Below are 21,445 nucleotides of genomic sequence, written 5' to 3'. Positions count from 1 at the left end.
CCGTTATCTGGCGCCGAAATGCGTCTGCACCTGGCCTGCATCCAGTGCGACCGGGTAAACGGCGACCTCGTCGAGGGTGCCGTCGATCCCGGCGTTGGACGGCCCGTTCGGCCAGCCGCCCAGGTTGTCGGCGCCGATCCGCCAGTAGCCCGTGTACGGCTCGGCGGCCGTCACGTTCTGGGTGCCCAGCAGGACGCCGTCCAGATAGAACTTCTGCGACCCCGGCGAGAACGTGCCGACCACGTGGTGCCACTGGCCGTCGTTGGTCCCCGGTGCCGAGCTGATGGTCCGGGCCGATCCGTCCCACAGGCCGAACGTCACGGTGCCGTCGTTCTGCAGGTAGATGTGCCGGTCGTACTGGCTGCTCGTCCCGTTCGAGCTGTTGCCGAAGCCAACGATCTTGCCGCCGCCGCCCGAGGTGGTCTTGTACCAGGCCTCGACGCTGAAGTTCTGCGGCTGGCTGGTCGAGGTCTGCCCGATCATCCTGCTCGCACCGTCGAAGTCACCGGCGGTGTTGCCCCCAGTGGTCAGTACGCCGGGCACGCCCAGCGTGACACCGGAGTACGGGCCGGTGTTGTTCTGGCTGGACGAGTCGGTAGCAGTGCCCGTCCCAGTGGCCTCCCCCAACCGCCAGTACGCCGTGGGGCCGTCTGCCAGCACCTGCTGGTCGTACGGCGCGTCCACACTGGCCACGGTCACCGCAACGGAGTAGTCACCGCGCAGTGTGCTGTTCCCGTCAGTCACCTCGACCCGGTAGACCTGCGACGAGCCGGGAGTCAGCCCGGTGTCGGTGAAGGACAGCCACGGCCGGTTCCAGAACCGCGAGTCTGCCGTGTACGTCGCGACGACGGTGTTGCTGAAGCTGCGCAGTACCCGGTAGGTCAGCGTGATGTCGTCGTTGTCCACGACGGTCTGGAAGTTCACCTTGACCTGGCCGGCCTTGTAGCTGACCGGAGTCACCTTGGCGGGTTTGGCCGGTGCCGCGCCCGGTCCGGTGTTGGTGAAGCGGGCGAGGCCCTGTTGCCCGGCGCCGTTCACCGTGGTGAAGTCGCCGCCCACCCAGAGGTCCGTGCCGCCTGTCGCGGATGCCAAGGGACCTACCGCAGTGGGGGAGCCGGTGTTGGTGTTGGGGAACCACGGCCCGAGCTCACCGGTGTCGAGGTTCTGGGTCAGCAGGAACCGGCCCGGTCCCTGCGGGAAGCCGTTGCCGCCCAAGTAGCTGCAGTCGTGAGCGTGCGAACCCTTGTAGAGCCAGCCGTTCACGACAGTGACCGACTCGGTCGCGCCGAGGCAGTTGTTCTTCCACAGCAAGTCGCCAGAGGCAACGTCTGCTGCCCAGGTGCCGTCGAAGCAGCCACCGCCGTCACCGGCGTTGGCGAAGTACACGCGGTCGCCGCTGGTGTCGATGTCCTTGACCCGTGACGTGCAGCCCGGGGCCGGGTTCGGGACCGCACTGGCCGCCGGGAACGCCTGCAGCGACCCGTCGGTCGGGTCGAGGCTTGCCACGGACCACCGCGCCGTACCGTTCATCGTCGAGAAGTTGCCGCCGACGTACACCCTGCTGCCGTCGTCGGCCGCATCGATCGCGTAGACGTCGTTGTCCGCCTGCGGAGCCCAGGGGAGTAGTGCGGCCGTGCCTGTCGTGACCGCAGCCAGCCGCGGCCGGGCAACGTTGTTGACCAGCCCGAACGAGCCACCCAGGTAGACCGCGTCGCCGGAGACGGCGAGTGCCTTGACCCGGTACGACACGGACGGCTTCCAGTTGGAGACGAGTGCGCCGGTGGCGGTGTCGAACGCGGCCACCCGGTTGCGGGTCTGGCCGTCGACGTTGGTGAAGTCGCCCCCGACGAAGACCCGGGAGCCGTCGGCCGAGGCCGCTACGGCCCAGACCATTCCGTTCAGGGTGTGGTTGAACCCGGCGTCCAGTGCCCCGGTGCTCTGGTCGAACGCGGCCAGATAGGTCCGCGTGGTCTCACTCGTGCCTGCAGCCGCCCCCGGTGGCCGGACCTTGGTGAAACGCCCCCCGACGTACGCCTTCCCGTTCGCCACCGCGAGTCCTTGCACGCTGGCGTTGGTCTGCCAGACCGGGCTCGTCAGAGCCGACAGCGAAGCACCGATGCCCTGTGCGGGTGCTGGTGACAGCAAAGCTGCCACCAGCAGACCGCCCAGCGCGAATATCCCCACCTTCTTCACGACATCCCCCCTCAAGGATGTACTCCAGCGCCGCCTGGTGCGGCGCGAAGTCAGATAGCCCGGCTCACCGGACCTTCACCGAGAGCGCCGGGCCCTTCATGATGTTGCGCCCGTCGTGGATCTCGATGTGATAGCTGACCGTCTGGCCGCTCTTGACGCCCTTGTCAACGAACGTCACCGTCTTGCGCGCCTGCCAGTAGTACGTGGTGAGCTTCTGCGAGCTGATGTTGGTCGCGCCGCGGAACACGTTGTAGGTCAGCGACAGGTTGTCCAGGTCGTAGCTGTCCTTGAAGCTGACAGACACCTGGTTGGCCACCGTGCTGGACAGGGTCGGTGCCTTCGGTGCCGCCGGCGCCGCGCCCCCCGCGGCATTGGTGAACCTGGTCAGACCCTGCTGGACCTTGCCGTTGACGTGCAGGAAGTCGCCGCCCACCCACAGATCGTTGCCTCCGGACGCGAACGCCAGCGGGCCGACCTGCGTGCTGCTGTTCGGATTGGCGTCGGTGTTCGGGAACCACGGCCCGATCTTGCCGTCGATACCGCTCTCCACCAGCAGGTAGTGCGTGCCGGTGCCGTCGGGGAAGGCGCCGCTCGAGCTGCAGTTGTGCGCGTGCGAGCCCTTGTAGACCCAGTTGCCGATCGCCTTGACCGCCTCGGTGGCGCCCAGGCACTTGTTCTGCCAGAGCAGCTGACCGGTGGTGGCGTCAGCGGCCAGTACGCCGTCGTAGCAGCCGCTGCCGTCGCCGCCGTTGCCGACGAAGACCTTGTTGCCGAGCGTGTCGATGGTCTTGACCCGCGTCGTGCAGCTGATCGTCGGCTTCGGGATCGCCGCCGCGGCGGGCATCGAGAACGCCGCCCCGGTGGTGTTGTTGGTCATCGCCAGCGAGTAGTGGTCCTTGCCGTTGATCTTCTTGAACGGACCACCGACGAACACCCGGGTGCCGTTGTCGGACAGGTCGATCGCGTAGACCTCGTCGTCGGCGTTCGGGTTCCACGGCAGCAGGTCACCCTGGATCAACCGGACCGCGGCGAGCCGGTTGCGGACCGTGTTGTCGACCCGGCCGAACGAGCCACCGAAGAAGACGCTGTTGCCGAAGATGGCGATCGCCTTGACCCGGGTGGCCACCGACGGGTCCCAGGCCTGGACCAGCTTGCCGGTCGCGACGCTGAACATCGCGATGCGGTTGCGCCGGATGCCGTTCACGGTGGAGAAGTCGCCACCGATCACGACCCACTTGCCGTCCGGGCTGGTCGCGATGGCCCAGACCGCGCCGTTGAGTTTCGGCGCGAACGCGAGCGGCGCGCCGGTGGTGCGGTTGAAGGCGGCGATATAGGTCCGGGCGGTCTCACCCTGGCCGGCCGGCTTGCCAGGCTGCCGGATCCGGGTGAACAGGCCACCGGCGTACACGATGTTTCCGGTGACTGCGAGAGCGTTCACGCTGGAGTTGGTCTGCCACGAAGGCTGCTTGATCGCTGACACGGCGGAGGCGAATCCGGCCGTGGCAGCCTCCACCGGCGGGCCGGAGGGGATCAGTGCCGCGGCAAGCACGGCGGCAGCGGTCACAACTGCCAGAACTAGCTTCTTCATCAACTTCCTTAAGCTGGGCGAGGGCGGTGCCGTTAGCAGGCGAAATCTAACGCTGGTGGGAGACCAACAGGAAGGTGGGCTCCCACCGGCGTTATGACTTTGTGCTATGGCACTGAGACCGTCCGCTCAGCGTGCAGCTTTGCGTGAGTGCTGGTCAGCCAGCGTTGAAGTGCGCCTGGACCTGGTCCGCGGTGAGCGCGTACGGGTAGACAGCCGGCTCATCGATCACCATGCCCGTCTGCGTCGCGCCGCCACCCGACCAGCTGTTGATGTTGTCGTAGCCGACCCGCCACCAGCCGTAGTACAAGGCCGCCGATCCGACGGTCTGGCTGCCGGCCAGCACGCCGTCGACGTACAGCTTCATGGTCCCGTTGTCGTAGGTGCCGACCGCGTGGTGCCAGGCGCTGTTGTTCTTGTTCGACGTGCTGTTGATGGTCCGCTGGGTGCCGTCGTTGATGCCGAAGGTGACCTGGCCGTTGGACCGCAGGTAGAGCATCCGGTCGCTCACGCTGCTGCTGCCGGTCTTCGAGTTGCCGAAGCCGATGATCCGGCCGCCGCGGAAGATGCTCTGCTTGAACCAGGCCTCCACGGTGAACTGCTGCGGCATGCTGTAGGCCTTCTCGCCGACCATCCGGCCGTTGCTCGAGCTGACCGTCGCCGCCGTGTTCCCGCTGACCTTGCCGGCGCTGCCGAGCGTCATACCGGTGAACGTGCCGTTGTTGCTCTGGCCGGAGGCGTCCACCGACGTGGTCGAGCCGGACGCCTCACCAAGCCGCCAGTACGCCTGCGGGCCGTCAGAGGCGATGATCTGCTCGTACGCCGTACTCGCGGTGCTCGCCACCGTGAGCGGGTCGGAGTAGTTGCCCCGGATCGTCGTAGTGCCGTCCGTGACCTCGACGCGGTAGTTGGTCACCTCGCCCGGCGTCACGTCGGTGTCCGTGTAGTGCAGCCACGGCTTGTCCCACGGAGTCGACTTGGCGGTCCAGGTCGCGATGGTGGTGTTGCTGAAGCCCTTCAGCAGCCGGTAGGTCAACGTGCTGTCGTCGTTGTCCACGACCGTGGGGAAGTGGATCTGGACGACACCCGGCTGGACGGAGTACGGGAGCAGCTTGGCCGGCTTGGCCGGAGCAGCACCCGGGCTCGCGTTGGTGAAGCGGGTCAGACCCTGCTGACCGGCGCCGTTGGTCGTGGTGAAGTCTCCACCGACCCACAGATCTGAGCCGCCGGTGGCGAACGCCAGCGGGCCGACCTCGGTGGGCGGACCGGCGTTAGTGTTCGGGAACCAGGGGCCGATCTTGCCGTCGGCCAGACTCTGGGTGAGCAGGAAGCGGTAGCCGAAGCCCTGCGGGAAGGCACCGGCGCCCTGGTAGGCGCAGTCGTGAGCGTGCGAACCCTTGTAGAGCCAGCCGTTCACCACCTTGACCGTCTCGGTCGCGCCGAGGCACTGGTTCTTCCACTTCAGCGCGTTGGTCGCGAGGTCGACCGCCCAGGTGCCGTCGAAGCAGCCGCCGCCGTCGCCACCGTTGCCGAAGTACACGGTGTCGCCGCTGGCGTCGATCGACTTGACCCGGGTGGTGCAGGAGCCGTTCGGCGGCGGGACCGCGGTGGCGCCCGGGAAGGGCAGTACCGCACCGGTCACCGGGTCGAGGCTCGAGACGGTGTTCTGGTTGGTGCCGTTGACGGTGCTGAACTGGCCACCGGCGTAGGCCTTGGAGCCGTCGTCGGCGATGTCCACGGCGTACACGTCGCCGTTGGCGGAAGGGGCCCAGGGCAACAAGGTGCCGAGGTCGGCGGTGACCGCGGCGAGCCGGAGCCGGTCGACGCCGTTCACGAGGCCGAACGAGCCGCCGAAGTACACGGTGTCGCCGTCGCCGGAGACGGCGATCGACTTGACCCGGTACGAGACGGAGGGCTTCCAGTTCGTCACCAGCGCGCCGGTGGCGGTGTCGAAGGCGGCGATCCGGTTGCGGGTCACGCCGTTGACGGTGGTGAAGTCACCGCCGATGAAGATCCGCGAGCCGTCGGGTGACGCGGCCACGGCGTACACCTGGCCGTCGAGGACCGGGTTGAAGCCGGCCACGAGTTCGCCGGTGGTCGAGTCGAAGGCCGCCAGGTACGCCTGGCCGACCTCGTTGGTGCCGAGCGGTGAACCCGGCGGACGGACGCTGGTGAAGCGCCCACCGGCGTAGGCCTTCCCGGCCGCTACGGCGATTCCCTGCACACTCGCGTTGGTCTGCCAGACCGGGCTGTTCTGCGCCGAGAGCGAGGCCTCGATGCTCTGGGCCGGCGGTGCCAGCACCATGACTCCGGCTGCCGCTACCAGTGCGCCGACCGTGCCAAGGCGCGCGAATAGCCATCTCTTCTTCATCCTGCGGTGTCCCCCCTCGGACAGGCGCCTACCCAGGCGCCGTACAAGTGCTTCCCGTGTTTCTTGCTTTCCCCGTTTTCCCCCGAGACAGAGTAGGCCACAGAAAGTGAGCTTTGACCAGTCTGCAAACGGCTGGAATCGGCGAGCCGCAGGGGTTGGTGACAGCCCGTGAACGTTACAGGCGATTGCAGCTTCAACTTCCTGCCGCGAGCGGGACGGCAGCGGTACGGACCGTGACCTGAGTTCGGTTTCGAAGGCCACGCGATGCCTATATCCTGGGGCCCGGCAAGGCTGGAGCCGATCATGGTGGGGTCACCCGGAGGGCGGCGCAATCCTGGTCTTTACGGAAAGCGCTGACTGATGAAATTGGGGGACGGATGGAACCGGGCACTGTGGTCTGGCGGGACACTGCGCAGTCACTCCTGCGGCACAGGTGGCTGATCATCGGCTGCGTCTTGCTGGGCATCGGCGGCGCCGCCGTCTTCTCGTTGTCGCAGACCGAGCGCTGGACCGCGTCCAGCCAGGTCGTGATCGGGCCGGCCGTACCGCCGGCCCTGGTCGGCGACCTGCCCACCGGCGCGGACAAGACCGGCCCGCTCGGGCTCGACCTGCCGGCCGAGACGCAGGCCCGGGTGATGGCCAGCCCGGCGATCCTGCGTGAGGTCGCCAAGTTCCTGCAGATGCCGACCACGGACGACTCGGTCCAGTCGCTGTCCGGTGTGACCCGGGTCAAGGCGGTCACCGACAACGCCTACCTGATCACCATCGACGGCCCGACCGCCGACGAAGCGGTACGCCGGGCCAACGCGATCGCCCAGATCTACCTGGCCCAGCGCAGCCGGGAGGCCAAAGCCCTGCTGGTCACGCTCGCCAGCCAGGCGTCCGACCGGGCCAAGACCGCCAACGCTCAGTCGAAGAGCCTGGTCAGCCTGATCAACGAGGCGATCCAGCGCAACGACACGCAGTACGCGGCCGCCCTGCGCGACCAGCGAGTCGGCCTGGCCACAGAGGCCCGGCAGGCCGCCGACCAGGCAGCCGCGATGAACAAGGCCCTTTCGGGCGTCGGCGCGAGCAGCCAGTTGGTCACGCCGGCCACGAAGGACACCGCGACCTCGTCGCCGCTGGTGTCACGCGACATCACCGTTGGCGCGATCCTCGGCCTGGTGCTCGGTTTCGGCCTGGCGCTGATCAGCACCCATCTGAGCCCGTTCATCCTGACTCGCGACCAGGCGGCCCGCGCGGCCGCTTCGCCGGTGATCGCCGCCTCGATCGGCCACCGTCGTTTCCGGCTCGGCTTCCGCTGGCGCTTCTGGCTTCGCGCCTCGCCGCAGTTGCCGCCGTCGGAGATCACCGGGCTGGGCACCGAAGCGAGCGGTGCGCTCGCCCGGCGCGAGCTGAACCCAAGAGGCATTGGAGCCAGCGGTGCCGGCGCGCTGCTGGTCGTCTCCGCCTCACCCAACCGGAACTCGGCAGGTGTCGCGCTGGCAATGGCCGAGGCGAGTGCCCGCGATGGCCGCGAGACGTTGCTGGTCCTCGCCGACCTGCGCGGTACGCCGGTGTTGTCGCACGTGACCGACCACGAAGGCCTCACCGATCTCGTCAACGAGCCGGCCCCGACCCGCGCAGTACGGGCTCGCAAGCTGTTCCGTCCTGGCACGGTGGCTGATCTGTACGTGCTGCCGCCTGGGCTGAGCAGCGACGAGAGCGCGCTGGCCATCGGCCCGTCACTCGTACCGGGCATCGTGGCCGACCTGCCCCCGGGGTACTCGGTCGTCATCCACGGACCGGCTTCGGTTGGCCGGCATGGGATCACGCCGCTGGCCGCTGCGGTCGACGCGTCGGTGCTGGTGGTGCAGGTCGGCCAGGACAAGGAGACCGACCTCACCCGGCTCACGGCCGCGCTGAGGTTTGCTGGTGCGCCGGTGCTGGGCGTCGTACTGATCGGCGCTTCCAAGCACGATGAGACGCTGGGCATTCCGTTGAACTTCACCCCGGCCGAGACCACACCGCCGCTGCGCTGACAGGGCTGCGACGATGAGGCTGTGTTGATGGGGACGGGATGACGCTGACGGCACCGCCGGTGCCGGGGACCACTGACGCGTCCAACAGCACCAAGGCGAGCTGGCTCTGGCTGGCGATGTGGAGCCTGCTGGTGCTGGGCGTGCAGCCCTGGTCTTCGCGGGCCGCCGCGCCGCAGGGATCGACCGGCTCGAACAACAGCCTGATGAAGGGCGTCCTGCTCGGGGCGATCTTCCTGATCTGCCTGGCGGCGACGAAGCCGGGGTTCCGGACGCGATCGAGCCCCGCCACCACCTTGTACGTCGTCTACGCGATGTTCGCTACGGCCACGGCGTTCTTGCTCGCGGATCCGGGTGGCCCGTTGCTCCGGCTGGCGCGGCTGTTGATCGGGCTGCTGCTCCTGTTCATGCTTTGGCGGCCGCTGATCCGGGTGCCGGAGCGGTTGATCCGCGCGCATCTGCTCGCGCATCTTCTGCTGGCGCTCACGGTGGTCCTCAGCGTCATCTGGCGTCCCACGGTGGCGTGGCGGCCGCTGAGCACGTTCGGCACCGGCTATCGCCTGCAGGGTGTGCTCATCCCGATGCTGCCGCCGCGGGTCGGCGAGGTCGGGGCCATCCTGCTCGGGTTGGCGATCATCGCGTTCGTCTACCGCAAGCTTGCGTTCGTGCCCGCCGGCGCTCTGGTCGGCCTCGGTCTGGTGCTGGTCGCGCTGAGCCGCACCCGGACGGCCGCCGCGGCTGTGGCCGTCGGTCTGGTGCTTGCTCTGCTGCTGACGCGGAAGACCTGGTTCGGCCGGATAGCGTCGATCTCGGTGCCGGCGTTGATGGGGCTGGCCTTCACCGTCATCCCCTCGCTGCAAACCTGGCTTCTGCGCGGCCAGGGCACCAAGCAGATCAGCTCGCTGAGCGGCCGGACCACGAGTTGGCAGTACGTGCTGGACGAGGAGGTCTCGCTGCAGACCGCGATCATCGGCCATGGGCTGGGCAACAAACGCGTGCTGCTCCGCCGCGGCGAGGGCGATATCGACGTGATGGCCATCGACAACAGCTGGCTGAGTCTCTACTGGGAGACGGGTCTGCTGGCTGTCACCATCGTCGGGATCGCCTTCATCGTCGCCTGGATCTCGGTACTGCGCGCACCCACGCCCTTCGTCAAGGCCAGCGGCGCACTCCTGCTCGGCTACGTCTCGGTCGCCTCGCTGAACGAGAGCGGCCTGTCAGACCTGAGCTCGATGACGCTCCACCTGCTGGTCGCGGCCGCAGTCTGCGACGCCGACCGCCTCCGAGCCAAGGCTCATCCACCTCCGCCCAAACCCCGCCCCCAGAAGTACATCTAGCGCTTCGCCTGTACTGCGGGGGCTAGCTGCGCCGCAGCGTCAGTTGCTGATGCTGTCCTTGTCGAAGCCGGCGGCTTGCCACTGGGTCCAGGTCATCGTCTTGCCGCGGTAGGCGAAGCGTTCGGCCGCGCGGTCGCCGATCCGGTAGCTGTTCCGGCTGAAGCGGATCGCCCCGTCCTTGGCCGGTGACTCCTTGTTCTCCACCACCCCGGTGCTCGCGGTCTTGTCGTCCATCACGACCTGGTTCGCCTCGATCACGACGCCGTTCAGCACGTACACCCCGCGCGGCCCGTCACCCCGGGTCCGCGACTGGATCGCGATGCCGTTGCGGTTGCCCTTGATCAGGTTGCCCGCCACGGTCACATCCGACGACGTGTTCACATTGATCCCACCGCCGTCCCACAGACTCGGCCCCGACCCGCGCCCGGTGCCGAACCCGTTGCCCTCGACAACGTTCTGCTCGATCACCGCCTGGTAGCTGATCTCGTACCGGATCCCGTCGGCCGCGTTGTCCCGGATCCGGTTCCCGACGATCTTGCGGTCGTACTCCGCGATGTCGCTCCACATCCCGATCCCGCGGTTCGCGACGATGTCGTTGCCCGACACCTCACCGGACGAGCGGGTCGACTTGATCCCGCCCGACTCCCAGTCGGCGATCCAGAAGCCGTCGGTGTTGTTGCGGGTGACCAGGTTCCCGGTGAGCTTCACGTCGGCGGAGCGGTACTGGCCGATGCCGAGCTGCCCGTTGTCGGCGACCGTGTTCCCGCTGACCGTCGCCCGGTCACCTTGGAGCACCATCACGCCGACCGCGTGGTTCCAGCGAACCTCGTTCGCCAGCACCTTCCAACCTGTACCGACCTGCAACGCGCCGCCCTGCGGAATGCTCGCGAAGTGCTCGATGGTCAGCCCGGAGATCGTGACGTCCTGCGCCGAGGCCTCGATCGCCGTCCGCGTGCGCGACATCTCGACGACCTTGCCGGCCGGATCGTCGGCGACGTAGACGGCGTTGGCCTGGTAGTCACCGAAGAACGTGCCGGGCTTCAGCTGATCGAGACTCATCACCCGCGTGAGGTGCAGGCCGTCGACGAAGAGCTGCTCGGCGAGCTGACACGGGTTGGTCTTCTCGTCCTCGCACTTCCCCTTCAGCTTGTACGCCGATGGCAGCACGTCGCGGACCACCCAACGACCGCCCTCAGCCCGCCACCCCTTGAGCGGCACCGAGCCGGTCAGTACCGCGCCCTCGCTGCTCCCCAGTGTCGAGCCAGCCCCAGGCCGGATCGCGTGGCTGATCCGATGCAGTCCCTTGGCGAAGCAGAACGTCTTGGCGGTCGGATTGGCGTCGATCACCTTCTGCGGATCGGCCCCAACCGCAATCGCCACCCCAACACACTTGGCCGCAGTAGCGGGCCCCGTCGCCCCAAGCTTGACGCTAGCCGCCGGCGGAGCAGCGGTCGGCACCCCCAACGTCGGCGACCCCAACGTCGGCTCACTCGGCAGCGGCGCGCCTTGATCGTCGGTGCATCCACCCAGCAAGAAGACGGCAAGCAAGCCAGCGCCAACCGACGTGAACCCGCGTCCCATCAATGCCCCCACACCAAGCCGACCCCGGAAAGTTGCCCAACTATAGGTCAGCCCTCCGCCACGACACTCACCCCGCGGACCCTCGTACCGTCGAGCGCCAGGCTGTCAGTGGCCAACGGTTTCAGCGCACGTAGGTGTCGCGGGCGAGGTTGTAGGCGAGGTCTTGGGCTACTCGGAACGCGTCGTCTTCGTCCAGGCGGTGTTCGACGACGAGTTTGGCGAGGTAGCCGGCGTCGATTCGGCGGGCCAGGTCGTGGCGGGCGGGGATGGAGAGGAAGGCGCGGGTGTCGTCGACGAAGCCGGAGGTGTTGTAGAAACCGGCCGTCTCGGTCACCAGTTCGCGGAATCGCCGCATGCCGTCCGGGCTATCCAGGAACCACCAGGGTGCGCCCAGCCGCACTGTCGGGTAGACGCCGGCGATCGGCGCGAGCTCACGGGAGTAGGTGGTCTCGTCGACGGTGAACAGCACCATCCGGAAACCCTCGGCATGGCCGAATCGCTCCAGCACCGGCCGCAGCGACCGGGTGAACTCCGTCGCCACCGGGATGTCATGACCTTGGTCCGGCCCGTAGACGGCGTGGATCTCCGGGTGGTGATCGCGCAGTACGCCCGGGTGGAGCTGCATCACCAGCCCGTCCTCGACGGACATCGACGCCATCTGGAAAAGCATGTGCCCCGCGAACGCCGCCGCGTCCTCGGCCGAGACCTCACCCCGCAACGCGTTCCCATAGATCCGCTCGGCCGCCGCATCGTCGAGCGGGATCGCCGCCGCGGTCAGGTGCCCGTGGTCGGTCGCCAGCGCACCGGCTGCCAGGAACGCCTGCCGTCGCTGCCGCAAAGCCTCCAGATAGCCCGCGTACGACGAAGTGTCCACGTCAGCCCGTACGCCGAGTTGGCCGGCCAGTTCGCTCCAGCCCGGCCGGTCGAGGTGGACGACCGCGTCCGGGCGGAAGGTGGGGATCACCCGGCCGGGCAGATCGGCCGCGACCTTCGCGTGTTGCGCCAGATCGTCCGTCGCGGCATCGGTGGTGGAGATGACCTCGATGCCGAACCGGTCGAGCAACGCGCGCGGCCGGAACTCGGGCTCGGCCAGTCGCGCGGAGATCTCGTCGTACAGCTCGTCGGCGGTCTCCGCTGACGGCGCGACGTCGAGGCCGAGCACCTCGGCGAACTCGTGCTCCAGCCAGTACCGGCTCGGCGTGCCCAGGAACAGGTGCCAGCGCGAGCAGAACTCACGCCAGATGTCGCGGGGCTCGGCGGTCTTCACGCCGTCGAGGCGGGGCAGCCCGAGCAGGTCGGGGGAGACACCCTGGGAGACCAGCATCCGGGTCACGTAGTGGTCCGGCACGACCAGGAGGTCGGCCGGGTTGCCGAAGGCCTGGTCGGTCGCGAAGAGCGAGATGTCGACGTGCCCGTGGAAACAGAGCAGCGGCAGATCCTTCGTGGACGCGTGGATCCGGCGGGCCACGTCGCGCGCTTCGCCCGCGGGCAGCGCACGGTCCGGGTGAGCCTGCAGGGCCTTCGGCATAAGTCCTCCGTGGGGTTCGGCTGCAACAGCTGCGGAAAGCATTGCAGCCAGCACAGCCTCACACAAGCCCTGCAAATAAAGGAAATCCAGCGTGTCGTCCACAGCTCGCCGACGAGGACTTGACACAAGAGTGCAACCGATTGCAAACTCAGCCAACGGCCAGACCAGACGACCCGGAGGTGGGAGATGCCAGCGACTATTCGCGACGTCGCCCGGCTGGCGGGCGTGTCACCGTCGACCGTTTCCCGCGCGCTCTCGCTGCCCGACGTCGTCAACCCGGCCACCCGGGCCCGCGTGCGGGCAGCGGCGGAGCAGCTGGGTTACGAGCCCAACCGAGCCGCCCGCGGCCTGATCACCGGCCGCACCGGCAACATCGGCCTGGTCGTCCCCGATCTGGCGAACCCGTTCTTCCCCAGCGTCGTGAAGGGTGTCCAGGCCCGCGCCCGGCTGCACGACGTGGCCGTGTTCCTGGCGGACACCGACGAGGACGCCGCGGCCGAGGCCGGCCTGGTGCGGGCGCTGGCCAAACAGGTCGACGGGCTGATCCTGTGCTCACCTCGAGCCACCGAAGAAGAGCTGGCCGCCGTGGCGCGGGAGACGAACGTCGTGCTGGTGAACCGGCTGGTCGAAGGCGTTCCCGCCGTCACCTTCGACAACGAGGGCGGGATGCGGCAAGCGATCGCGCACCTGGTGGCCCTCGGGCATCGGCGGATCGCCTGGGTCGGCGGACCGAAGGCCTCGTGGTCCAGCGCGCACCGCATCATCGGCCTGTACGCCGCGGCCCGCGACCACGGGGTGAAGCTGGTCGACGTCGGCGACTTCGCCCCGACCTACGAGGGTGGCATGGCGGCCGCCGACCAGGTGGTCGCCACCGGTGCGACCGCCGTGGTGGCCTACAACGACCTGATCGCGATCGGGCTGCTGGCCCGGTTGCACACCCGGGGAATCTCAGTGCCGGGCGACCTGAGTGTGGTCGGCATCGATGGAATCGCCATGGCCAGGATGTCCCGGCCCGCGTTGACGACGGTGCGGCTGCCCAAGCAGAAGGCCGGCGAGATCGCGGTCGAGTTGCTGCTGGCCGTCCTCGACGACCCGGATCCAGACACCATCATCGCCACCCGCGGCAAGTTGCACGGCGAGCTGATAGTGCGGGACTCCACCGGCGTGGCTCCTGACCCGGCACGCCCCTGATCCAGAGGAGAGATCCCGATGCGCCTCGTCAACCCCACGCCTATCCGTACCGCCCGGCGTACCTGCCGGTGAACCGCCTGGAGGATGGAACGGTGCACGCATGGTGATCCCCGACGTACTGGTGATCGGCGAGATCCTGGTGGAGTTCAGCTCCACGGAACCGCTCGACGCCGGTACTGCGCTCACGCTCAACTTCTCCGGCGACGCGCTCAACTCGGCGGCCGCGGCGGCCGCCGCGGGTGCGCACACGGCTCTCCTCGCCAGGGTGCCCGACGATGAGCTCGGCGACCGGCTGCTCGACCGAGTGGTTGCCCTGGGCATCGACACGTCGCAGGTGATCCGGGTGCCCGGGCAGCACGGCGTCTACCTTCAGCACGCCGACCCGTCGGGCGCACGGGAGTTCACCTACGTACGCCGGGGGAGCGCAGGCTCAGGACTCGGCCCGGGCGACGTACCCCTCGATCTGGTTGCGCGGACCGGTGCGGTGCTGGCGAGCGGGATCGCCTGCGCCATCTCGCCGCTGTCGGCCCAGGCGGTGCGGGTCGCCGCGTCGAGTGCTCGCTGCTTCGTCTATGACCCCAACTGGCGACCGCGGTTGGTGAGCGCCGCTGGAGCAGGGGATCACCTCCGCACGCTGGCGCAGTACACGCGACTCGTCACCCCAGCCTGGCCACGCGAAGCACAGCTGGTCAGCGAAGGAGACGATCCAGTCGCAGCCTGTACTGCGATCAGAGGGCTCGGCGTCGAGGCCGTCGCACTGACTCGCGGATCCGAAGGCGTGCTCTTGGACGACGCCGGACGGATCGTCGAGATCCCGGTGATCCCGGCGCCGATGGTTGTCGACCAGACCGGTGCGGGCGACTCGTTCGCCGGCACGGTGACGGCGCGACTCGCGCTCGGCGATGGCCTGGAAGAGGCGGTACGACTCGGCGTGGCGGCCGCCTCGCTATCAGTCGGAGGCCTCGGCGGCACCGGCCACGTAGCCACACTCGAAGAAACCCGGGCCCACGCGGCCAACGGAGCAGCGGAGGTATCTGCATGATCGAGCGACTGAGCCTCAGCAGCATTCCGGCTGTTCATAGGCCGGGCGTGGACCCGCGGGAGCTCACTGTCGGGATCGTCCATCTCGGCCTCGGGGCCTTCCACCGCGCGCATCAAGCCGTCTTCACCGAGCAGGCCGCGATCCTCACCGGCGACACCCGGTGGGGGATCTGCGGCATCAGCCAGCGCTCAGCGACCGTTCGCGATCAGCTCGCACCACAGGACGGCCTGTACTCCGTACTGACCCGTGGCCTGGGCGACCCCAGCATCCGCGTGATCGGCAGCATCCGCGACGTCCTGACCGCGCCGGAGGACCCGGAGTCGGTGGTCGCCCGGATCGCGGATCCGGCGGTGGCGGTGGTGACGCTGACCGTGACCGAGAAGGGATATCGAGCCGCCGCTGAAGGCGGTCTCGACCTGACCGATCCGGAGATCCAGGCCGACCTCGCTGGCCGCCCACCCCGGACCGTGGCGGGTCAACTGGCCGCCGGACTGGCTCGGCGTGCTGAGAACGGCGCCGGTCCGCTGACGGTGCTCTCCTGTGACAACTTGGTGGCCAATGGCCCCTTTCTCCGTCGCCTGATGGAGGACTACGCCGCCGCCTCACCGGATGCCAAGCAGCTGATCCAGCAGTTGGAGGTCGCGCGCTTCCCGGCCAGCATGGTTGACCGGATCGTGCCGGCGACCACGGATGCCGACCGTGCTGGGGCCGCGGCGCTGCTCGGAGTACGGGATGAGGCTGTTGTGGTTGCGGAGCCGTTCCTGCAGTGGGTGATCGAGGACGACTTCGCCGGCGGGCGCCCGGACTGGGAGAAGGCGGGCGCGATCTTCACCGGTGACGTTGCGCCGTGGGAGCAGGCGAAACTGCGGATGCTCAACGCGACGCACTCGATGCTCGCGTATCTGGGTGCGTTGCGCGGCTACGAGACGATTGCCGAGGCAGTTCGCGACGAAGAGCTGGCCGGTTTCGCCAGCGAGCTGATGACGGCCGACGTGATCCCCACGCTGACGCCGCCGGACGGGCTCGACCTGACGGCGTACGGGCAGAGTGTGCTGGAACGGTTCGCCAACCCCGCGCTGAAGCACCGGACGGCGCAGGTCGCGATGGACGGTTCGGTGAAGCTGCCCGTCCGCCTGCTCGGCACCATCCGCGACCGCCTGGCCGCCAACACCGAGCCGCGCCTGGCTTCCCTCGCCGTCGCCGCCTGGATGGTCTACGTCTCCACCGGAGTGGATGCCAACGGCAAGGATCTGCCGCTCGACGATCCCCAAGCCGGCAAACTGCAGGAGGCACTCGCAACCACGACCCCCGGCCCGGCCGCGACGGTGGACGCGCTCCTGGGCGTCGAATCCGTCTTCGGCACCGACCTCCCCGCAAACACAGTCTTCAAAGACCTGCTGATCGACCACGTCAGCGCACTGACCGCCTGAAAGGCGCGTCAGCGCATCGACCGGCTGGAAGACACGCGTGCGGCATGACCGGCTGAAATGGCAGCAGCCGCCGCGAGATGCTGCTCGCGGCGGCTGCCTCTTGTGGGTCCGGGTGAGCTCTGGGGATGCTCACCTGGACGTTTCGGTCAGCCGGTGGTGAAGTGGCTGCCGGTGTCGAGGCCGGCGGCTTGCCACTCGGCCGCGCTGAACCACTGGCCGAACTTCTGGAACCGGTCCGCGCTCAGGCTGTCGAGCACGTAGCTGTTGTCCTTCAGCACGACCTCGCCGGTCGGGATCGCGGCGCCGGAGTTCTGCACCATGCCCGTCGACGTCGTCCCGCCGCGCATCGTCACCTTGTTGCCGGTGACGATCACGTCGCGCAGCACGTTCAGCCCCCACGGGCCGTTGCCCCTGGTCCGGGACTGGATCGAGATGCCGTTCACGTTGCCGGCCAGCACGTTGTTGCGAACCGTCACGTTCGTCGACGTGTTCACGTTGATACCGCCGCCGTCCCACAGCGACCGGCCCGACCCGCGACCGGTCCCCAGGCCGTTGCCCGTGATGACGTTGTCCTCGATCACGCCATTGCGGCCGATCTCGTAGCGGATGCCGTCAGCGGCGTTGTCGACGATCTGGTTGTCGCGGAACACCCGGCTGTCGTCGTACGCGTCGCTCCACAGCCCGACGCCGAGGTTCTCCTTGATCAGGTTGCCGGCCACGGACCCGTTGATGGACCAGGTGGTCTTGATCCCGCCGGACTCCCAGTCGGCGATCCAGAAGCCGTCGGTGTTGTTGTTGCTGACCTGGTTGCCGACGATCTTGCCGTTGCTGGTGCTGTACTGGCCGACGCCGAGCTGCCCGTTGTACTGGATCAGGTTCTTGTCCAGCGTCGCGCCGTCGGCGTTGACGAGCATCGCGCCGACCGCGTGGTTCCAGCGGATGTCGTTGGCGAACACCCGCCAGCCGCCGCCGAGCACCACTGCACCGGCCTGCGGTGCGCTGGCGAAGTGCTCGACCGTCAGCCCGTGGATGGCGACGTTGGTCCCGCCCGGCTCGATCGCGGTCTTCGTCTTGGACATCTCCACCGACCGGCCCTGCGGGTTGTCACCGACGTACACCGCGTTGCCGGCGTAGTCGGCGTAGAAGGTGCCGGGAGCAACCTTGTCCCGGGTCTTCACCCGCAACAGGTGCTTGCCGTTCAGGAAGACCTGCTCGCGCAGGTAGCAGATGTTGGCGACGTTGTCCTCGCACTGCCCGGTCATCCCGTACGCCGCCGGCAGCGCGCCGCGAGTCACCCAGTCGCCGTTGTCGGCCGCCCAGCCGGTCAGCGGGACCGAGCCGGTCAGCACCGCGCCCTCGTCGCTGCCCAGGGTCGAGTTCGCCTTCGGGCGCAACGGGCGGTCGATCCGATGCAGGCCGGCGGCGAAGCAGAACGTCGTACCGGTCGCGGACTTGTCGATCAGGTCGGCCGCGTTCTGGTCGGTCCTGATCGTGGTGCCGTTGCAGGCCGGCGCCAGCGAAGGGCCGGCCGGGAAGGTGCCCGGGGGGAGCAGCGTCGGCGTGGGCTCCGGTGTCGGGGAGGGCGTTGGCGTCGGAGTTGGCGTGGCGGTCGGCTTGGTGGTGGTCGGGGTGGGCGTCGGCGCAGGGGTCGGGGCGGGCGTGCTGGGCACACTGACGGTCGGAGTCGGCGTCGGGCGCGGCCAGGGCTTGCGTGGATGCTCACCCGGCAGGATGCCGCCGGACTTGTTGTCCTCACCGAATGCGGAGGCGATGCTGCTTCGCGTTCCGGCGACGATCCCGGTCAAGGCGACCGCACCGGCTGCCGCGACACAGATGATGGTCACTGACTTCTTCACTGACGACCCTCCGGGGATTGGTACTTCTTTCTGCACCCCCCTGGTGCGGCCTTCTCCAGAAGACTACTACTTGAGGTAGTCGTGGCAATACGCATTGTCGTTGCGTCGGCCAACAATTCTTCCGAGTCGGTTGCCCCAGGCATGTTTGTTGTTGCCGGGTGCATCAATTGCGCTCTGTCATCAAAGTTGCGCTGCGTGATGCAAGCCCCGCGGCATCGGGCTCGCTCGGGAAGGCCGGCTCCTCAGCTGGTCAGGAAGCTCCCAGCGGTATCAAGGCCGGCACTGCGCCAGCCAATGGCGGTCAGCTTGGTGCCGAACTTGGCGAACCGCTGCGCGGCCAGCTTGTCCAGCAGGTACCGGTTGCCGCTGAAGGTCAGCTGTCCGGCTGGCACCTCGGCTCCGGAGTTCTGCACCATGCCGGTCGCCTGGGTGCCGCCCGTCATCCCGATCGTGTTGCCGGTGACATGGACGTTGCGGAGCAGGTAGCGGCCCCACGGTCCGTCGCCCCGGGTCCGGGACTGGATCGAGATGCCGTTGACGTTGCCGGACACGGTGTTGTTCCGGACCGTCACGTTCGACGAGGTGTTGACGTTGATACCGCCGCCGTCCCACAGCGACGTACCGGAGCCACGGCCGGTACCGAATCCGTTGCCGGTGATCGTGTTGTTCTCGATCACGCCGTTGCGGCTGATCTCGAAGCGGATCCCGTCGGCGGCGTTACCGGTGATCTTGTTCGAGCTGATCACCCGGCCGTCGTCGGCGACGTCGGCCCACAGCCCGACGCCCTTGTTGGACCGGATCAGGTTGCTGCTGACGGTGCCCGACGAACGCGTCGACTTCATCCCGCCGGATTCCCAGTCGGCGATCCAGAAGCCGTCGGTGTTGTTGTAGGTGATGACGTTGCGGGTGACGTTCGCCTTGAGCGAGTTGTACTGGCCGAGGCCGAGCTGGCCGTTGTGGTGCACCAGGTTGCGCTCGATCCGGGCGTTGTTCGCCTTCACCAGCATCAGCCCGACCGACTTGTTCCAGCGGACCTCGTTCGCCTTGACGGTCCAGCCGGGGCCGGAGACCAGCGCGCCGGCCTGGGCCGGGCTGGCGAAGTGCTCGATGGTCAGGCCGCGGACGGTGACGCCGGGCTGGTTCGACTCGATCGCGGTCGGCGTCTTCGACATCTCGACCGCGTGTCCGGCCGGGTTGCTGCCCAGGTAGATCGCGTCAGCGGCGTAGTCGGCGTAGAAGGTGCCGGCCTTGACCGCGGCGAGCGACGCGACCCGGGTCAGGTGGCTGCTGTCCAGGAAGACCTGCTCGCGCAGGTGGCAGATGTTCGCCTTGTTGTCCTCGCACTGCCCACTCATCCCGTACGCCGACGGCAGCGCGCCGCGGGTGACCCAGCGCGTGCCCGACTTGGCCCAGCTGGTGAGGGGCACCGAGCCGGTCAGGACTGCGCGAGCCGAGCTGGCGATCGTCATGTTCGCCTTCGGCCGGATGGTCTGGCTGATCCGGTGCACACCGGAGGCGAAGCAGACGGTCGAGCCGGCCGGCTGGGAGTTGACCACGGCCTGGGCGTTCTGGCCGGGCTTGATCACCACTCCACTGCAGGGACCCGCGACCGCTGGGCCGGCGTCGGTCTCGCCGATGGCCGGCTCGGTCTTGGCCGGCGGGGTGGTGGCGGTGGGCTCGGACTTGGTCGCCGTACTGGTGGGCTTCTTGGTGGGGGCCACCGGCTTCTTCGACGGCGCGACCGTCGGGGGCTTGGTCGAGACGGTGCCAGGCGGCTGCGTCGGCTGTGCGGCCGGGCGTTTCGAGGGGAGCACCGCTGGACCGGACGGGCCGTTCTGGGCCGTGTCGCGTGACTTCTCCGCGGAAGCCGCGTTCTTGTAATGAGAGATGACGGGGAAAGCTGTAACGACAGCCAACGCCATGGCGATAAGGGCTGCAAGCAACACCCTTCTCGAACCAATACTCCTCAAAGCACCCTCCGGGTGTCTCGGCGCGCGGTAGTTCGTCCCCAGGTGCGGCCTGTCACGTACCAGTTGTCACCACCGCGAGACTTAAGGTGGTGTCATGCGGGTCGCCATGTTGCACAACCGTTACCGTTCGGGTCAACCCAGTGGCGAAAACACCGTCGTCGATCAAACGGCTGATCTTTTGCGTACATCAGGACATGTTGTTGACCTTTACGCACAGAACAGTGACGACATTGCGCAAATGAGCCGAAAAGATCGCGCGCTGTTACCGTTCCGCTCCGTATGGTCATTCGCCGACGAACGCGATTTAACATTCCGATTGCAGACGGCGCGTCCGGACATCGTGCATGTGCACAACACCTTCCCGCTCTTCAGTCCTTCTGTACTGCGTGCAGCGGCCCGCCAGGACCTGCCGGTCGTCGCCACTCTGCACAATTTCCGGCTGATGTGTGCCAACGGCGTACTGCAGCGAAACGGTGGTCCCTGCGAATCCTGCGTGGGGCGGATTCCGTGGCGTGGCGCGGTGCATGGCTGTTATCGCGACTCCAAGGTGCAGAGCCTCCCGCTGGTCGCCGGCATCACCGTGCACAAAGCACTCCATACCTGGCAGCGGTACGTCACGACCCTGATCGCGCCGTCGGAGTTCGTCCGCTCCCGGTACGTCGCCGGCGGGTTCGACCCCGACCAGATCGTCGTGAAGCCACACGCCGTCGCCCACTCGGGCGCGGTACGCGAGGGCGCGGGGGAGCCCGTTGTCTTTCTCGGGCGGCTGACTGAGGAGAAGGGTTTCGCTGATCTCCTCAAAGCCTGGGACGCGGCGCTCGGTCAGCTCGTCGTGGTCGGCGACGGGCCGTTGCGGGCCGAGGCCGACGAGCGCGCCAGGCTGGATCCGTCGGTGAAGGTGCTGGGAGCGCTGCCCTGGGCCGAGTGCATGGACGTACTGCGGTCCGCGCGCGCCCTCGTCGTACCGGCGCGGTCCTATGAGACGTTCGGGCTCGTGGTGATCGAGGCGTTCGCGCACGGAGTACCGGTGGTGGCGTCCAGGATCGGGGCGCTCGCGGAGCTGGTCGACGACGGGGAAACCGGTGCCTTGGTCACTCCGGGCGACACGGAGGCACTCCGAAAGGCAGTGGGGTTGCTCACAGCCGAGGCGACTTCGATAGCCTTCGGCCAACGAGCACGCCAGGTATATCTCGACCGCTTCACCCCGGAGCGTGATCTGGCGGCCACGGAGAGGATCTACGCCGATGCGATCGCCCGGCACGCGGCCGACCACCGGACCGGCCGGCAAGGCCAGGCACGCGGTGACGCGAGTAGCTAGGCGAGCCGTGATTACCCGGTGTAAG

At 68.1% G+C, this 21,445-nt stretch carries 13 protein-coding genes; 6 read left to right on the top strand and 7 right to left on the bottom strand.

All coding sequences use genetic code 11. The annotated features are described in order from the left end of the window. Positions 1-3: 3 nt before the first annotated feature. From A3ES_RS0114740 to A3ES_RS0114730, 3 genes are all read right to left on the bottom strand, one after another. Positions 4-2,193, bottom strand: coding sequence for a LamG-like jellyroll fold domain-containing protein (locus A3ES_RS0114740; protein WP_020387600.1), 2,190 nt, complete (start codon positions 2,191-2,193; stop codon positions 4-6). A 64-nt stretch (positions 2,194-2,257) separates the two neighbouring features. Beyond that, complete coding sequence (locus A3ES_RS0114735) at positions 2,258-3,781, bottom strand: WD40 repeat domain-containing protein (protein WP_020387599.1); 1,524 nt, start codon at positions 3,779-3,781, stop codon at positions 2,258-2,260. A 154-nt stretch (positions 3,782-3,935) separates the two neighbouring features. Next, on the bottom strand, positions 3,936-6,149 hold the full coding sequence (locus A3ES_RS0114730; RefSeq protein ID WP_026162876.1) for a LamG-like jellyroll fold domain-containing protein: 2,214 nt from the start codon (positions 6,147-6,149) through the stop codon (positions 3,936-3,938). Positions 6,150-6,526: 377 nt separating this feature from the next. Here A3ES_RS0114730 and A3ES_RS0114725 point away from each other — a divergent pair, with 377 nt between their 5' ends. Then, the gene (locus A3ES_RS0114725) at positions 6,527-8,170 is read left to right on the top strand and encodes a Wzz/FepE/Etk N-terminal domain-containing protein (protein ID WP_020387597.1); all 1,644 of its coding nucleotides are present in this window, start codon (positions 6,527-6,529) and stop codon (positions 8,168-8,170) included. A gap of 38 nt (positions 8,171-8,208) precedes the next feature. Then, on the top strand, positions 8,209-9,504 hold the full coding sequence (locus tag A3ES_RS0114720; RefSeq protein ID WP_020387596.1) for an O-antigen ligase family protein: 1,296 nt from the start codon (positions 8,209-8,211) through the stop codon (positions 9,502-9,504). Positions 9,505-9,543: 39 nt separating this feature from the next. Here A3ES_RS0114720 and A3ES_RS0114715 read toward each other — a convergent pair whose 3' ends face one another. Both A3ES_RS0114715 and uxaC read right to left on the bottom strand, forming a co-directional pair. Continuing rightward, positions 9,544-10,884 (bottom strand): right-handed parallel beta-helix repeat-containing protein, encoded by a 1,341-nt coding sequence (locus A3ES_RS0114715; RefSeq protein WP_020387595.1) that lies wholly within the window; start codon positions 10,882-10,884, stop codon positions 9,544-9,546. A 322-nt stretch (positions 10,885-11,206) separates the two neighbouring features. Next, on the bottom strand, positions 11,207-12,613 hold the full coding sequence (uxaC, locus tag A3ES_RS0114710; RefSeq protein WP_020387594.1) for a glucuronate isomerase: 1,407 nt from the start codon (positions 12,611-12,613) through the stop codon (positions 11,207-11,209). A gap of 186 nt (positions 12,614-12,799) precedes the next feature. Here uxaC and A3ES_RS0114705 point away from each other — a divergent pair, with 186 nt between their 5' ends. The 3 genes from A3ES_RS0114705 (at position 12,800) to A3ES_RS0114695 (ending at position 16,276) form a co-directional block, all read left to right on the top strand. Beyond that, entirely contained in the window at positions 12,800-13,804 is a 1,005-nt protein-coding gene (locus A3ES_RS0114705; RefSeq protein WP_020387593.1) for a LacI family DNA-binding transcriptional regulator, read from the top strand. A gap of 100 nt (positions 13,805-13,904) precedes the next feature. Next, positions 13,905-14,846 (top strand): sugar kinase, encoded by a 942-nt coding sequence (locus tag A3ES_RS0114700; RefSeq protein ID WP_020387592.1) that lies wholly within the window; start codon positions 13,905-13,907, stop codon positions 14,844-14,846. Then, positions 14,843-16,276, top strand: a complete 1,434-nt coding sequence (locus A3ES_RS0114695) for a mannitol dehydrogenase family protein (protein WP_040454734.1) — start codon at positions 14,843-14,845, stop codon at positions 16,274-16,276. The genes A3ES_RS0114700 and A3ES_RS0114695 overlap by 4 nt, the downstream gene beginning before the upstream one ends. A 146-nt stretch (positions 16,277-16,422) precedes the next feature. Here the strand turns inward: A3ES_RS0114695 and A3ES_RS0114690 are convergent, their stop codons facing one another. Together A3ES_RS0114690 and A3ES_RS47200 are read right to left on the bottom strand one after the other, a co-directional pair. Next, a complete protein-coding gene (locus A3ES_RS0114690) occupies positions 16,423-18,132 on the bottom strand; it encodes a right-handed parallel beta-helix repeat-containing protein (protein ID WP_020387590.1) in 1,710 nt (569 codons plus the stop codon). A 242-nt stretch (positions 18,133-18,374) separates the two neighbouring features. Then, positions 18,375-20,054 (bottom strand): right-handed parallel beta-helix repeat-containing protein, encoded by a 1,680-nt coding sequence (locus A3ES_RS47200; protein ID WP_083933459.1) that lies wholly within the window; start codon positions 20,052-20,054, stop codon positions 18,375-18,377. 142 nt (positions 20,055-20,196) lie between these two features. Between A3ES_RS47200 and A3ES_RS47195 the strand changes: the two genes are divergently transcribed. Further along, positions 20,197-21,420 (top strand): glycosyltransferase family 4 protein, encoded by a 1,224-nt coding sequence (locus A3ES_RS47195; protein ID WP_063745961.1) that lies wholly within the window; start codon positions 20,197-20,199, stop codon positions 21,418-21,420. Positions 21,421-21,445 lie beyond the last annotated feature (25 nt).

This window comes from Kribbella catacumbae DSM 19601, from assembly GCF_000372465.1.
Taxonomy (GTDB): Bacteria; Actinomycetota; Actinomycetes; order Propionibacteriales; family Kribbellaceae; genus Kribbella; species Kribbella catacumbae.
The sequence above is the reverse complement of the archived record's forward strand: the minus strand, read 5'-3'. Positions and strand labels throughout refer to the sequence as shown.

Bases quoted from the DNA above. Each gene is read 5' to 3' on its own strand.
- A3ES_RS0114735 (WP_020387599.1), bottom strand. From the start codon at position 3,781: ATGAAGAAGCTAGTTCTGGCAGTTGTGACCGCTGCCGCCGTGCTTGCC.
- A3ES_RS0114730 (WP_026162876.1), bottom strand. From the start codon at position 6,149: ATGAAGAAGAGATGGCTATTCGCGCGCCTTGGCACGGTCGGCGCACTG.
- A3ES_RS0114725 (WP_020387597.1), top strand. From the start codon at position 6,527: ATGGAACCGGGCACTGTGGTCTGGCGGGACACTGCGCAGTCACTCCTG.
- A3ES_RS0114720 (WP_020387596.1), top strand. From the start codon at position 8,209: ATGACGCTGACGGCACCGCCGGTGCCGGGGACCACTGACGCGTCCAAC.
- uxaC (WP_020387594.1), bottom strand. From the start codon at position 12,613: ATGCCGAAGGCCCTGCAGGCTCACCCGGACCGTGCGCTGCCCGCGGGC.
- A3ES_RS0114705 (WP_020387593.1), top strand. From the start codon at position 12,800: ATGCCAGCGACTATTCGCGACGTCGCCCGGCTGGCGGGCGTGTCACCG.
- A3ES_RS0114700 (WP_020387592.1), top strand. From the start codon at position 13,905: ATGGTGATCCCCGACGTACTGGTGATCGGCGAGATCCTGGTGGAGTTC.
- A3ES_RS0114695 (WP_040454734.1), top strand. From the start codon at position 14,843: ATGATCGAGCGACTGAGCCTCAGCAGCATTCCGGCTGTTCATAGGCCG.
- A3ES_RS47200 (WP_083933459.1), bottom strand. From the start codon at position 20,054: ATGGCGTTGGCTGTCGTTACAGCTTTCCCCGTCATCTCTCATTACAAG.
- A3ES_RS47195 (WP_063745961.1), top strand. From the start codon at position 20,197: ATGCGGGTCGCCATGTTGCACAACCGTTACCGTTCGGGTCAACCCAGT.